General features: G+C 37.7%; 13 protein-coding genes and 1 pseudogene. 9 read left to right on the forward strand and 5 right to left on the reverse strand.

What is annotated here, in order from left to right:
- The first annotated feature begins 388 nt into the window (after positions 1-388).
- The 3 genes from JN080_RS29825 (at position 389) to cdaS (ending at position 3,339) form a co-directional block, all read left to right on the forward strand.
- Positions 389-478 (forward strand): hypothetical protein, encoded by a 90-nt coding sequence (locus tag JN080_RS29825; RefSeq protein WP_375141618.1) that lies wholly within the window; start codon positions 389-391, stop codon positions 476-478.
- 198 nt (positions 479-676) lie between these two features.
- Entirely contained in the window at positions 677-2,299 is a 1,623-nt protein-coding gene (locus tag JN080_RS09130; RefSeq protein WP_256235745.1) for an FMN-binding glutamate synthase family protein, read from the forward strand.
- A 413-nt stretch (positions 2,300-2,712) separates the two neighbouring features.
- Positions 2,713-3,339, forward strand: a complete 627-nt coding sequence (gene cdaS / locus JN080_RS09135) for a sporulation-specific diadenylate cyclase CdaS (protein ID WP_256235650.1) — start codon at positions 2,713-2,715, stop codon at positions 3,337-3,339.
- A gap of 8 nt (positions 3,340-3,347) precedes the next feature.
- On the opposite strand, the gene JN080_RS09140 is transcribed toward cdaS, so the two are convergent.
- A complete protein-coding gene (locus JN080_RS09140; protein WP_256235651.1) occupies positions 3,348-4,088 on the reverse strand; it encodes a protein-glutamine gamma-glutamyltransferase in 741 nt (246 codons plus the stop codon).
- A gap of 499 nt (positions 4,089-4,587) precedes the next feature.
- Between JN080_RS09140 and JN080_RS09145 the strand changes: the two genes are divergently transcribed.
- Positions 4,588-5,130, forward strand: a complete 543-nt coding sequence (locus JN080_RS09145) for a BA5345 family protein (RefSeq protein WP_256235652.1) — start codon at positions 4,588-4,590, stop codon at positions 5,128-5,130.
- A 67-nt stretch (positions 5,131-5,197) separates the two neighbouring features.
- Here JN080_RS09145 and JN080_RS09150 read toward each other — a convergent pair whose 3' ends face one another.
- Together JN080_RS09150 and JN080_RS09155 are read right to left on the reverse strand one after the other, a co-directional pair.
- Positions 5,198-5,497 carry a hypothetical protein gene (locus JN080_RS09150; protein WP_256235653.1) on the reverse strand — a complete coding sequence of 100 codons (300 nt, stop codon included), beginning with the start codon at positions 5,495-5,497 and terminating at the stop codon, positions 5,198-5,200.
- A 335-nt stretch (positions 5,498-5,832) separates the two neighbouring features.
- Positions 5,833-6,159 carry a DUF3889 domain-containing protein gene (locus JN080_RS09155; RefSeq protein WP_256235654.1) on the reverse strand — a complete coding sequence of 109 codons (327 nt, stop codon included), beginning with the start codon at positions 6,157-6,159 and terminating at the stop codon, positions 5,833-5,835.
- Positions 6,160-6,245: 86 nt separating this feature from the next.
- Here JN080_RS09155 and JN080_RS09160 point away from each other — a divergent pair.
- From JN080_RS09160 to JN080_RS09180, 5 genes and pseudogenes are all read left to right on the forward strand, one after another.
- Positions 6,246-6,407: pseudogene (locus tag JN080_RS09160) on the forward strand (glycoside hydrolase family 2 TIM barrel-domain containing protein); the annotation flags it as partial.
- A 571-nt stretch (positions 6,408-6,978) separates the two neighbouring features.
- Complete coding sequence (locus tag JN080_RS09165; RefSeq protein ID WP_256235655.1) at positions 6,979-8,514, forward strand: NADH dehydrogenase subunit 5; 1,536 nt, start codon at positions 6,979-6,981, stop codon at positions 8,512-8,514.
- Entirely contained in the window at positions 8,511-11,132 is a 2,622-nt protein-coding gene (locus JN080_RS09170; protein WP_256235656.1) for a DUF2309 domain-containing protein, read from the forward strand. Before JN080_RS09165 ends, JN080_RS09170 begins: the two co-directional genes overlap by 4 nt.
- Before the next feature lie 200 nt (positions 11,133-11,332).
- Complete coding sequence (locus JN080_RS09175; protein ID WP_256235657.1) at positions 11,333-11,698, forward strand: Na-translocating system protein MpsC family protein; 366 nt, start codon at positions 11,333-11,335, stop codon at positions 11,696-11,698.
- Positions 11,699-11,846: 148 nt separating this feature from the next.
- Positions 11,847-12,344: a carbonic anhydrase gene (locus JN080_RS09180; protein ID WP_256235658.1), complete on the forward strand. Its 498-nt coding sequence runs from the start codon at positions 11,847-11,849 to the stop codon at positions 12,342-12,344.
- 48 nt (positions 12,345-12,392) lie between these two features.
- On the opposite strand, the gene JN080_RS09185 is transcribed toward JN080_RS09180, so the two are convergent.
- Complete coding sequence (locus JN080_RS09185; protein ID WP_256235659.1) at positions 12,393-12,866, reverse strand: divergent PAP2 family protein; 474 nt, start codon at positions 12,864-12,866, stop codon at positions 12,393-12,395.
- Positions 12,867-13,051: 185 nt separating this feature from the next.
- Positions 13,052-13,261 (reverse strand): GntR family transcriptional regulator, encoded by a 210-nt coding sequence (locus JN080_RS09190; RefSeq protein ID WP_256235660.1) that lies wholly within the window; start codon positions 13,259-13,261, stop codon positions 13,052-13,054.
- Between the last annotated feature and the right edge of the window lie 184 nt (positions 13,262-13,445).

The raw sequence follows: 13,445 nt of genomic DNA on the forward strand, positions 1-13,445 counted from the left end.
GACCATTTACACAATAAAAAATATAATGATTTAAATATGTACAAATGAATAAAACCACCAGCTTAAATTTAAAGATTGGTGGTTTTGTGATTTTTCATGCCGTGTGCATAATCAAAGCCTGTTTGTGGTTCAACTAAATCATCATTGATCACTCATAAAACCCCAAAGTGGATATTTTAGGATTATAATATTCAGCAAATGGAAAATGAAATTTACTTCTTAACCATCCAAGGTTACTAGCACCCATGTTACTCTTTTCGAACTTTTTTAACATACTTTTTTCTCCCATCTACTTTAATATATTTAATTAATTTATTTTTAATTTTGATGGGTTTGTTTAAAGCAACAGACAGAAACAGTAAGAGAAAAAGCTGTAAATGGTCTTGGTATGCTGCTGTGTCAGACAACCAGTACATTTGAATTATGGACAGGTCAAAAAATGCAAGTGGAAAACAATAAAAGGCAATTGTTCGAGTAAAATATTGTACTAATAATCTCTAATTTGAGATAATACAATCTGAGATAAAATATAAATAACATAAAGGAGAGTTTTTAAAAATGAACTTATTAGTAGTTAAAGTTAAGAAAAGATTCGTCGATACCTTTTGGAACATTTAAATATAGTAATAATAGATTAATAGTATTTTGTATGTATAAAAAGGGGGGAATGTTTTTGATGTTATGGACTATTTTAATCTTTCTATTGATTGTGTTTATTGTAGGACCGGTTTGCTTGCTTTTGTGGTTAAATAATTTAGCAAAGAAACCACAGCATTCGATTATCAGGGCACATCCTTATTTGGGATGGATGCGGTACTTATTAGAAAAGCTTGGACCAGAATTCAGGCAATATTGGTTTGACGATGATAACAGTGGTAAACCATTTTCACGATCAGACTTTTTAGGGGTTATTTTTTCTGCTAAATATCGAAGTGATCTATTAAGCTTTGGTTCCAAACGTGACTTTGAAAAACCTGGTTACTATATCGCAAATGGTTTGTTTCCACTATTGAACGAAGAATTAAGGGTAGACAACCAAGAAAAAGTCCATGCAATGAAATATAGGATTGACCATGAGGGATTGTTTACTCGTCATGAACAGCTTGAAAAGGATCAAACAACGCGTTGGCTTTACCATGAGGATGATGCCATTATCGTTGGCGGTGACCGAGAATTCCCATGGAGACTTAGTGGTCCATTTGGTGCATCTGCCACTTCTTACGGAGCAGTAGGTGAAAACTATATTCTTTCAACCGGTCATGGCAGCAATATGGCAGGCGGTTCATGGATTAATACTGGAGAAGGCGGAGTTGCACCAGAGCATTTAGAAAGCGGGGCAGATGTAGTTGCCCAAATTGGCCCTGGTTTATTCGGTTTTCGGGATAATGAGGGGGATTTTTCGATTGCTGAATTTAAGTTAAAAGCACAGGAACCGAATATAAAAGCATTTGAGCTTAAATTCGGTCAAGGCGCAAAAATTCGCGGCGGACATCTAGAGGGATCGAAGGTCACACCTAAGGTGGCTAATATTCGTAAGGTTCCAGTGGGGAAAACCATCAATTCACCTAATCGCTTTCCATTTTTGCATAATGCGATTGAAACGTTGCAGTTTATCAAAATGTTGCAAGATGAAGGTGGAAAACCTGTCGGAATCAAAATTGTCGTCGGATACCATTCAAACTTGGATGAATTTTTCGAGGCCATGAATAATCTTAGAATTTATCCAGACTTTATTACGGTTGATGGCGGAGAAGGTGGAACAGGCGCCACTTACAAATCAATGGCAGATTCAATGGGGCTTCCTTTATACCCTGCTTTAATTGCAGTTGTAGATAAGGCCCACCAGTTTGGGTTACGAAATAAGCTGAAAATTTTCGCGTCAGGAAAATTGATTGCGGCGGATAAAATCGCGATTGCCCTGGCGATCGGTGCAGATGCTGTGAATTCTGCGCGAGGATTTATGATGGCAAACGGCTGTGTAATGGCTTTGCAATGCCATACCGGTAAATGCCCTTCAGGCGTAACGACCACCGATCCAAAATATCAAGAAGCACTTGTGCCAGAGGAAAAGAAATGGCGTGTCATGAACTATATTATTAATGTTCGTCAAGGTTTGTTTGCCTTAGCTGCGGCTTGCGGCATCGATACCCCCCGTAAATTCACTCGTGAACACATTGTATTTAAAGATGCGGATGGAAGGGTAAAAAGGTTGTCAGAACTGTTTCCAATTCCTAATTCTTCGTATGAATTACCGAAAAGAACTCTATTAAATGAGGATGACGCTGCACAGGTTAGTTGAGTGTAAGTATCACCAGCATCCATCCAAAATGTTCAACCCTCGAGAAAAGAGCCCATATAGTTGGGCTCTTTTCTTTAATCTTCTAGGTCCAGCGCCAAGCGACTAGTGTACTTGCCACTTCCCTACGATAATTTAACATCGAATCGACTAATAGCTCCGTGTTTCCGTTATCTCAGTCAGTGTGCTACAGTCCATACGTCGCTAAACGGGCGCTTGCGCTTTTGTTCTTAAGAGGAATTCAAGAAACAATATGGTATAACTTACCTTTTTATATTTATCCTATAACTACCTAATACTATTTATAGCAAATATAAAAGGGTAATACTCATTTTCAAAACAATCCATTGATTATAAAAAGGGAATTTACTATTCAATAGGTCGTGCACAAATAAATGAAGTTGGAGGGATCATTCATGGACAGTAATAATTGCGATTTTTCACCAATGAAACAGCATATAGAAGACGGTATTCAACATCTGATTCATCGACTCCAATCTAATTTAAATGTGCTTGGAAATGAAAACTATTGTTTATTGGGAAGTCTTGAAGATGCTAAAGAACAGCTTATTGCAATTGAATCAATGGCTGCCTCCTTTTATTTAAATTGTTATTTATCATCTTTTACTGACACCTATAAAGATATAACTACTACTGTTCAACATTTATCGGAACGTAAACATGGTGGTTTGATTGTAGTTGAACGTGTTGATTCTCTTGACACGATAATTCAAAAAGGAACACCTATAGGAGCAATGGTATCACCTAAGTTGTTGGAATCAATCTTTTATCCGGGGAATCCGCTGCATGATGGTGCCGTTTTAATCCGCGGAAACATTGTGGACTCGGCGGCAAATGTTCTTCCATTAACAACACAGGTAATAACAGAAAAAAAGGTTGGAACACGTCACCGGGCAGCTCTTGGAGTTTCGGAACAAAGTGATGCTCTTGCACTGGTGGTTTCCGAAGAAACGGGGAAAATTTCATTTGCCTTAAACGGAAAACTATACCCCATTAATACTGCACAGCCTATTATTTTATAAATGTTGACTCAATGCGTTAATTTAAATAATGAATGATAATGAGGTCTAGTTAGTAATCTCATAAGAAAAGCTGATTCTTTAGAATCCTTTTTCCGCTTTGAATTTAGAAATTTAATAATGGTGCCAGCATTTCTGATTCCTACTCCATGCCCGTAAAACTTGTCGTCTCCGAAATAGATGACATTTTCTGCTTGCCAATGTGGCTGTTTTGGGTCAAAATCAGGGTTCTTGAAATGTAAAACATCTCCTGGTAAATAATCATGTCCTTCTTTAGAAATTACCAGAAGGTCTTCATCAAATTGCCAATCCATTAAATAAAGTCCCTGGAAGAGAGTGTTAAAGACGTTTGTTCCAATCGAGTAGCAGGCAGCTATATATAAAACAATTGCAATCGCGGTAGAGCATTCAAATGCATAAAGCGGACCATTTCGAATGATGTCTAAAATAGCGTTGGCAGGAGTTACATTACTTTTAAGAAGAAACCCTCCATTAGATAAGCGAGCCCAAAATTTCGGATTGCATTTTGAATAGAAATATGTTGTAAACTTAGCACCACTTTTATTTAATTCTCTAGCAGCTTTTAGGGTATTAATTCTAAATAAAAGTTCAAATTTTAGTTGATTTACAGATTCATATTCATAAACAATAGTGTAAAGGCTCATTTGTTCAAGGATCATTTTCTGTTCTTTATCTGATAGTATAGGAGTGAGTTCCTCCAGCTTTACTAATCGCTTGTTTATAATAATCATTATTTCCTCCTGGAAAAATGAACTCATTAAAATTCAAAAATTAACGTGCGGCAGGCAAGAATAATCACCAATAAAGCATAAACTATGACCGTCTGGATGAAAAAGGGGATGTTTCGCAGTACGGACATGCAAATAAGGTTTAAGACCAATAACTTCTAAAGGTAAACACCTCCATTTATTGAAATAATCAAAAAAATCCTGGGCAAAAAAATTGTATTAGAGCCAAAACTGATTTGAGTATTTAAAAGTAAATAAGACCTACTCAATTTCCTCCTAATCACCATTATATTTAGTGGAGCCTAAGGCCATTCACAAATAATAAATTTAAGGTAATTGAAATGCGATAAGCCCTTTTCCTATTCAGATTGTGATATGACGGAATGGAAGATTTATGGTAAGGGTCAGGAGTGCAAAGAAATATGGATTTTTCATTATAAAGTAAGAAGGATTATAAAATCTTTTGCCGAAAAAATAAATAGATGAAAGGATTTGATTTACTATGAACTTTGAACCAAAGTATTTAATAAGATGGGGAATTCTAGGATGGACTTACTTAGCCATAATCATGGCTTATTTTATTTTAAGGGATTATGAGGCTGTAAAATCGTATTTTTTCAGTAATGACGCTTCAATTATGGTCTTGTCCATTTCACTTTTTATTGGGGTTGGAATTATTATAGGTAATTTATTACATCAATTCAGTCTTAGTTTTGGTTACATTATTTGGATAAACAAGAAAAAATCCTTTAAAAAGGATTATGAGATGGACCTGAGAGTTATTGAGAGTCAATATGGAAAAGAGATACAAAGTATCTATAGTAACAGACTTGGGAATGTTGATGCTTTAAGAGCTCTTTGTTTAAGTATATTTCTCTCTTTGATCACACTCGCTATCCTTTCACTAACAATTACCTTCTCCATAAAAATCGGCATTTTAATTCTAATCGTACTTTTTCTTAATTGGATTGTGTTAAATAACTGGGTTTATTTTCAGAATAACTTGGATTATTTTATAAAAAGTATAAAATCTGAATTTGAATAAGAAAAGCGACTAACCCCGTTTAATGTTTAGGAGGGGTTAGCCGCTTTTTCTTTTTGTAGCAGTATCATTATTTAGTAATGCTTAAGTAGGCTATGCCTGTATCAGTAATATATGTGTGATCGTGAATTAGCACCATATATTCAGCAGGTGTATTGGCATGTACTTCTTGCATTTTTTCCAATGTAACCGATGCTAATGCTTTGATTAAATCCAATTCAGTGAATGGACGCTTTGGATTATCTTCTGAAAGATAGATCCAATTAAAAGCTTCATCTAATGTGCTAAAGTACGTTGCCGCATCTAAAACATAATCAAATTCTAAACCTACCATTTCTGCAACTTTTTGCATTGTTTCTACTTTACTCATTGTAAATACCTCCAAAATTTTCACAGAATTCATTATTTGATCCTCAATTATATGAGAATTTGATAGTATACGTAATGCGCTTACAACTTGGTTGTATTGATTATAATTTTTATAATATAATAAATATTATATTTTTTATTTTTACTAAATACCAATAAAATAAGTCTTCTTTTTACCTCATTAATTCAAAATAATATTTATAATATAGGCTAAGTAAGCAATCCTTCATGATAAAAAAGCCGCCTTGTCAATTTAAGTCGTCTTTATTGATTCAGTTATCTGGATGAAGTTGAGGGCACGAAATTTTTCAGCGAATTCCTGTAGCATAGGAAGTATTAGGGTACTATTTTTGTTTGAATGCTTATTAATTGATTGGTTTGCGGGTTAAAGAAAACTTCTGCCCTGACTACTTTTTTTTCTGTATTCTTTTGGATCATAAAGTCAAATGTATCTTTGGATTGCGTGTTTGAGATATTACTTCTTCCTAAATACTTAAAATCGGTAACTGAGCTATTCGGGTATTTTTTCATTATTTCACTCAAGGCAGCCCGACTCCATTTTGCATAGTCTGGTGGTTCTGCTTTAACATCTTGGAAGTGGACTGTCATCAACATAAGGCATAAAAGAAAAGAAAGTGAGGAAATCTTTGATATTTTATTCACGTTAACCTCCCGAAAAACTGTTTTTTTTTTACTATCTTTTCCAATAAAATTGCAACTATTCCTCTAGAAGTCATTTACATTAAGCTGAGCAGCTATGGAACTTTGCCGATTTCCAAACCGAATTTGGGACCAAGAGGGTTCAAGGGAATAAGAAAGGAATCTTTACCCGAGAAAGAGAGCCTAAAATGGTAGTACGTTATTTAAGCAATTGTTGGAACAACATTCCGAACTTTGGGCATAAAAAATAAATCAACTCCACAACAAAAGATGACGATGTGTGCACGTCATCTTTTTTACATTTTTGGTCCGGAATGTTTGTCTTAAAACTATGTTTTCGTTGTGCACCAGAAATATTATTATTATGTTTATGCAGCTTGTTGCTTGGTCTAAATCCATGCGATTATGTAAGTATAGGAAATTTGAACTTGACAGAATGTTAGATAATTAGTAATATTACTATCATAAATAAGTATTTAATAGATTTCTATAAATATATAGATGACTTTAGCATAGGGTTAATACTCTTCTATTGACCAAATGAAAAAGTTTCTATAAAAATAGAATGCCAGATCAATGGTAAATAAAAAGGTAGACTATTTAAAAACCCGAATTGGGGTAGTTAAAAGTAAGCCGACAATTTTCAAAGTTTAATGGTTTTATAATGACCATTAAACTGAAAAATTGTCGGCTTTTTTATTTTTAAAAAATAAAAGTGTTTTTCGGTAGAAAGGAAAGTTAGATAATGAAGCAAATTGTTAAGAGTCATATTTTGGTAACTTTAGTTGCTTCCATTTATCCATTTCAAAGGGGGGGAGCTGGATGTTAAATTCAATGGATTTTGTTTCACTCCCAGCAACGTTTTTTCTATTGCTTGTAGTTTCGGTGCTTAGCGCATTACTTTTGTTATATCCGAGGGTTCCCTTGAATTTTGTTCGTATTCACGTTGGCATTATATCGTTACCCCCGTTAGTCGCCCTGTTGGCCCTTGTTACAAACAATGGGAGTGTGATTATTGGCCCTTGGCGTCTTGATCCGTTATCATGGCTTCTGGCATTGTTTGTTCTTACAATCGGTCTCATTGTGCAGCGCTACTCTATTCGTTATTTACTCGGTGATCGTTCTTACCGAAAATATTTTGCACTACTGACACTTACAACAACTGCTGATTCAGCTGTCTGGCTATGTAATGATCTTCGCTTACTATTGGTTTGCTGGGGGACTACACTCTTGGGACTGACACTTCTCATAAGATTAAATAAGGAATGGAGAGTGGCTAGAAACGCTGCTGTGTTTTCTGGTCGTCTGTTTGCAATTAGTTGGCTAATCTTGGTGCTTGCGGTTATGTGGGTAGCGCAAACCACTGGACACTGGCAATTGTCGCTCGTCCTGACCCAAAATAGTCTTTCACAACTTAGTTCATGGGAGAAGACCTGTATAAATCTATTACTGGTAGTGGCTGTGGTGATTCCATCGGCACAATGGCCTTTCCAACGCTGGTTGTTAGACTCGGTAGTGGCTCCAACGCCTGTTTCTGCGGTGATGCACGCAGGATTAGTGAATGCCGGAGGAATTATATTGACTCGTTTTGCACCGCTTTTTAGCGGGGATGCAGCACAAATTGTTTTGCTTATATTGTCTAGTATTTCAGTTTTGATAGGTACAGGAATTATGCTGGTCCACGTTGACTATAAACGGCAGTTGGTAGGATCTACAATTGCCCAGATGGGTTTTATGCTGATCCAGTGTGCATTAGGTGCGTATTTAGCAGCCATTATTCACGCGGTGTTACATGGATTATTCAAATCCACACTGTTCTTACAGGCTGGCTCTGCAATTCATCATAGCGAGACAATCTCTCGGTCGACTCGACCATTGTCATTTTTATGGACAATCACTGGGGGCGTTTTAGGTCTGTTAGTGGGGATTGGTTATTGGCTAACTTCTCCTCAAGAGGCCTATCAATTGATAAGTGCTTTAACCTTGGGGTGGTCTTTGTCATTAGCTTGGACACAACTTGTGGCTTTTGGGTACGGCCGTATCGGGCGCATTGCAGGGTTTTCGCTGTTAGCAGGAGCGGCAATTATGTACACCCTGATTCACAATGCCTTTTATAGTTTGTTAGAATCGACAGTCCAGAAAGGATTACAACCGCCTGGTCTGGTGGGAATATTGTTCCTGTGTATCTTATTGGCTGGCAGTGCTGCAGGTGGATGGTTGGCTCGTAATCGTTCGTCAACTATATCTGCTGTCATTTATCTTTGGCTCGTACGATTGGGTGAGCCTCATGATAATTTGGTCGAAAGCCATCCGGAATATCTGTCACAATCCCTATCTCAAGGAGGTAATTTACGATGAATACAACATTATCATTACCCGAAATAGTAAATTGGGAAACGGAACCTGATTACCTTGATCTTAACGATTTAGTTAAATCAGCAAGCAAAGTCATAGCACCGCTTGGGCCTATTAACACGTTTGCTGCACGTAACCCCTGGGTGGGCTTGGAGGGACAACCGTTTGAACAAGTGGCACGCAGGATCAAAGCTACTTGTGATGTAGAAATCTATCCTAATGATTCCATCTTTCTGTCTGCATGGAAACGCGGGGAGATTAATCAGGATTTTTTAGAAAAGGAACTTCAAAAGTGGCTTGATTCACAATATCTAGACCTGCCTCGTGAGGTTGCAGAGCGGTTCTGCAGGGCTGCTCTTATGCTAAATAAGCCAACTTCCAAGCAGCAATTAACTATACCTGGGTTAAAGAGCTTGGCAAAGAAACTAAGTCGTTTTAATTCCCAGATTATCGAAAAACATTCTGTACAAACATATAGTCAGCGATTAGAACAGCTGGGGGGTGGGATGATGGCTCACGATCTCAATCGTCATGTAATCAAGTGGTGTAAATTGTTCTTGGATGAGTCCCAGGCTGTCTGGTCCATGCCTAATCGCGAAGAAGGTTTCTATCACACATGGCGGGGACTTGTTCAGCATGACCCGGCACTTAGTCATACGATACGTAAACAACTAAATGATTTGCCAAAAGAGTCTGACGAAGCTTTATTGGAAGCTTTATTGGCACTTGAAATCCCTTATTCAGAGATACAGGACTATCTAAAAGCTCATTTACTTGCCTTACCAGGCTGGGCAGGAATGATGCTTTGGCGCTCGCATCAATCAACCCAAGAAAATTCACTGCTAACAGACTATTTGGCTGTCCGAATTTACATGGAATGGGCCTTGATCAAACCACATCTTCCCTTAACAGAACAAAGAACGGAGGATAAAGGACTTCTAGAATCATTGATTGTAGCCTGGGTCCAGTGGGGTAATTTGCCAATCAACGCATGGTCAAAGTTATCCTCTGCAGAACGAAAAGCTCGTTTGACTCTTGCTTATCGATTTGATAAGATTCTTCGCAATCAGCTTTGGCTTGAAGCATGGGAAAAAACATACGAAGATCAATTAATGAAAATGATTACACTGAAACAGCATACAACAGCAGAAATCGAAAGGCCTGCATTGGCACAATTGGTATTTTGTATTGATGTACGTTCAGAGCCTTTTCGCCGCAAACTTGAAAAAGAAGGCCCGTTTGAGACCTTTGGAACAGCCGGTTTTTTCGGATTGCCAATTGAAACCAACGAGCTTGGAAGTAAGCACAGCCATAATTCTTTACCGGTTATGTTCAATCCGCAATTCAAAGTAAAAGAAACTTTACCTGAGTTTGAACTAAATCAATATCAACAGCGGCAACAAGCGGCAAATTCACTGAGCTGCACATTTAAAACGATGAAACATAACATGCTTTCCAGCATGGTGCTGCCAGAGATAAGTGGCCCCTGGCTTAGCATGCAAACGCTGGCTCGCAGCTTTGTTCCACGAAGAGCAGGTCTTGTCTTCCGCAAACTTCGCGAAACATGGCTGCATAAACCTTCCACGGAACTGTCACTCGATCATGTGCTCACTTCAGAAATGGAACTGCCGCTTGGGTTTTCGGAGGATGAAAAAGTTCACTATGTACGACAAGCTTTAAAAATGATGGGGCTTACAGATCATTTCGCGCCTTTAGTGGTTATTTGCGGACATGGGAGCCACAGCACCAACAATCCATATGCGTCAGCATTAGACTGTGGGGCATGCGGAGGAGCATCTAGCGGCTTTAATGCACGGATACTGGCAGCATTGTGTAACCTTCCAATGGTAAGGCAGACCCTCGCATCAGAGGGGATTTCGATTCCGAAAGAAACAGTTTTCGCGGCAGCTGAGCATATCACGACACTTGATGAATTGCATTGGCTTTATGTTCCTGAACTTTCAGATGCTGCTCAAGAATCATTTAATCGGGTCCAAGCCGCGTTGCCAAAAGTTAGTGAGGAAGCAAATGCCGAGCGAATAGTGCAATTACCAAACCTTGGATCCCATCACAAGAATCCAAAAGCTGAAGCCCAACGTATTGCAGAAGATTGGAGTGAGGTACGCCCGGAATGGGGATTGGCGCGTAACGCCGCGTTTATCATTGGGGAACGCACGCTTACCCAAGAGTGCAATTTGGGTGGACGAGTTTTTCTCAATAACTATAATTGGAAGAAGGATAAAAATGGTGCTCTGCTTGCCAACATTATCTCTGGACCGGCAACTGTTGCCCAATGGATTAACCTGCAATATTATGCGTCTACAGTTGCCCCTCATTATTATGGCAGCGGTAATAAAACCACTCAGACAGTAACAGCTGGTCTTGGAGTCATGCAGGGAAACGCAAGTGACTTATTATCCGGACTTCCTTGGCAGTCCGTGATGCAATCGGATCAAGAGGCTTATCACGATCCACTGCGTTTATTGGTGGTGATCCAAGCACCAAGGGAGTATGTGAAACGTTTGCTGGATAATGATCATGCGTTTCTCCAAAAAGTCCAAAACGGTTGGATCCGGCTTGCATCCATCGATCCAGAAGGAAACTGGGAGAGTTGGTCTTAACTACTTTCCCAGTTTACTGATAAGGATCTAACATGTGTCTTGTGAGAAGGTTTCTTTGCTTTCTCGTGGTTTAAAATGAAACAATACAATTCTAAATACAGTTCTGGTAGAAAATATTATTTTCAATAATAATATGGTATAACCAAGGTATTCTTAGATCTATTTAACTTTTTATAAAGGGAGAAGGAAAAGAACGCACTATGGATAAATCAAAAGGATCTCTTGAAGCAGAAATAAGTAAAGCTTTAACTCATTGGGAGAAAAATTACCTTGGACGTGGATCAGTTTCTGTTAAAACAGATATCTTGCGAGATATGATAATTGTTGTATTAAAAGGTATATTAACTCCTGCTGAATATACAGTATGTCAAGATAAAGAAGGCTTGTTATCAGTAAAAGAACATCGTAATAGTTTGGTGGAATCAGGTTTAGAAGACTTAAAGAATATTATCGTAGCGATAACTGATCACGAGGTAGTAAGTTTTCACACTGATATAAGTACATCCACTGGAGAACGAGTTATGATATTTAAACTTTCAAGTGATTTGCAAAGTAGATTATCATAAAAACAATTGGATCTCTTCTAAACATTATTATTTCACTTTACAAATAAAATTTTGCTGTGCAATTCACGTTACGAATAGTTTTTTGGGAAAAGGTGTCAAAGTAAATTGTATTAGGAGCAAAATTCAAATCATTAATGGGGTGAATGTAATGGATTTAGATGAAAAGAAAAAAGTGCTATTTGTGGTTGGAATGGAGCACAAAATGGAAAATTTAATTAAACAGAAGACCAATATCAAGCCGGAAAGTATCTTAATCTTGCAAAGCTATGAACCAGTAATTTCACCTTTTGGAGATTTAATGAGGGACATAATCTATGTAGTTTTTGAAGAAAAAGTTGAGGAAATAATTGTGGTCGCCACTAAATATGAGCAAAAGTATCCATTAAATATACTTAACAAGATATGTGAAAATAAAGAATTACAGGAGAAAGTACAAACATTAGACTATCTTTTTAAACATAGCATGCCAGAATTTCCTAAAGGCAATATAAGTGTATGGTTAGAGAGCAATAAAACCTGGTCTGATCATGTACAGAATAACGTGAACGTCATTCGCAATCATCCGTTGATGCCGTCTGATGTAAAGGTCATGGAATTATTTATCGAGATAGAGAACGAAAAACGATCAGAAATTGGGACTTGCTGAGAAACAATTTTGGGCGAACAGTGATTATCACTGTTCGCTATGCAATGATTAATTGAATGGATAAAAATAATAGGTTAAAACCCCAACGATGATGCCGGTTATCACTCCAAATAACACCTCAGCCGGCTGATGTCCCAATAATTCTTTTAATTTCTCTCTGGACTCCGTTTTCTTCAAATTGGGGTCCTTTAAGGTTTCAATAAGACTGTTGAAATCAGCTAATAATTTATTTAAAACTTCCGCATGGTATCCAGCATGTCGTCGAACGCCCGTAGCATCATGCATAACAATAGCTGATACGACAACGCAAATGGCAAACTCATTTGAATAAAATCCTGAGGTGATCCCGATTGCTGTTGTTAAGGAAATTATTGCAGCAGTATGAGAACTGGGCATTCCACCAGTGCTAAACATGAGGTTCCATTTTAATTCTCCTGACGTTAAAAAGTGAATAGGAATTTTTGCGAATTGGGCAATCAACATTCCTAATAGAGCAGCTAAAATTGGATAGGATAATATCATTTTGTCCTGCTTACTATAATCTATATTAAACTATCGGATTTGCACCGGAAACAGGTGAGGTTGCTGCCGCAAATAGATTTAGTAAGCCAGGGTTCACACTCCTTTAAATTGGATTTGGAATGATTCATCCCACAAAATTTATGGAAAAGATTTCACAACTCCATGGATGTTCCCGTTTAAATAGGTTATTCTTTGTAGCTTCTTTTAGAAAGGCAATGGCAACTTAACAAATTTGGCATTCCACCCGCTAGTGTATGATCAGACGCAAGTGACTGTACCGAGGGCAGTGCGTCATCACCTGGACTAAATTCTTGTTCCGCAATGCAAGCAATAATTTGGTGCTTTAGCTGCGTATAAAACGGTTCTGCTGATTTCAGATCAAGCGTAATATACACAATTTCCAACTCCTTTCATTATTACTTATATATATATTGTAGAACAGTTATAACAAAAATTCGATGGTTTTGCTGAGACGACTGTTCCTGCATTAGCAAAGTCAAGAATCCTTGGGCACGATATGAAGTTGGTAAAAAAAATGATTGATTCGTAGTCTGGTTCAATGGCAAGCGGTTCCGATTC

Source organism: Bacillus sp. EB600 (assembly GCF_024494385.1).
GTDB lineage: Bacteria > Bacillota > Bacilli > Bacillales > Cytobacillaceae > JAEVLT01.

Bases quoted from the DNA above. Each gene is read 5' to 3' on its own strand.
- JN080_RS29825 (WP_375141618.1), top strand. From the start codon at position 389: ATGCTGCTGTGTCAGACAACCAGTACATTTGAATTATGGACAGGTCAA.
- JN080_RS09130 (WP_256235745.1), top strand. From the start codon at position 677: ATGTTATGGACTATTTTAATCTTTCTATTGATTGTGTTTATTGTAGGA.
- cdaS (WP_256235650.1), top strand. From the start codon at position 2,713: ATGGACAGTAATAATTGCGATTTTTCACCAATGAAACAGCATATAGAA.
- JN080_RS09140 (WP_256235651.1), bottom strand. From the start codon at position 4,088: ATGATTATTATAAACAAGCGATTAGTAAAGCTGGAGGAACTCACTCCT.
- JN080_RS09145 (WP_256235652.1), top strand. From the start codon at position 4,588: ATGAACTTTGAACCAAAGTATTTAATAAGATGGGGAATTCTAGGATGG.
- JN080_RS09150 (WP_256235653.1), bottom strand. From the start codon at position 5,497: ATGAGTAAAGTAGAAACAATGCAAAAAGTTGCAGAAATGGTAGGTTTA.
- JN080_RS09165 (WP_256235655.1), top strand. From the start codon at position 6,979: ATGTTAAATTCAATGGATTTTGTTTCACTCCCAGCAACGTTTTTTCTA.
- JN080_RS09170 (WP_256235656.1), top strand. From the start codon at position 8,511: ATGAATACAACATTATCATTACCCGAAATAGTAAATTGGGAAACGGAA.
- JN080_RS09175 (WP_256235657.1), top strand. From the start codon at position 11,333: ATGGATAAATCAAAAGGATCTCTTGAAGCAGAAATAAGTAAAGCTTTA.
- JN080_RS09180 (WP_256235658.1), top strand. From the start codon at position 11,847: ATGGATTTAGATGAAAAGAAAAAAGTGCTATTTGTGGTTGGAATGGAG.
- JN080_RS09185 (WP_256235659.1), bottom strand. From the start codon at position 12,866: ATGATATTATCCTATCCAATTTTAGCTGCTCTATTAGGAATGTTGATT.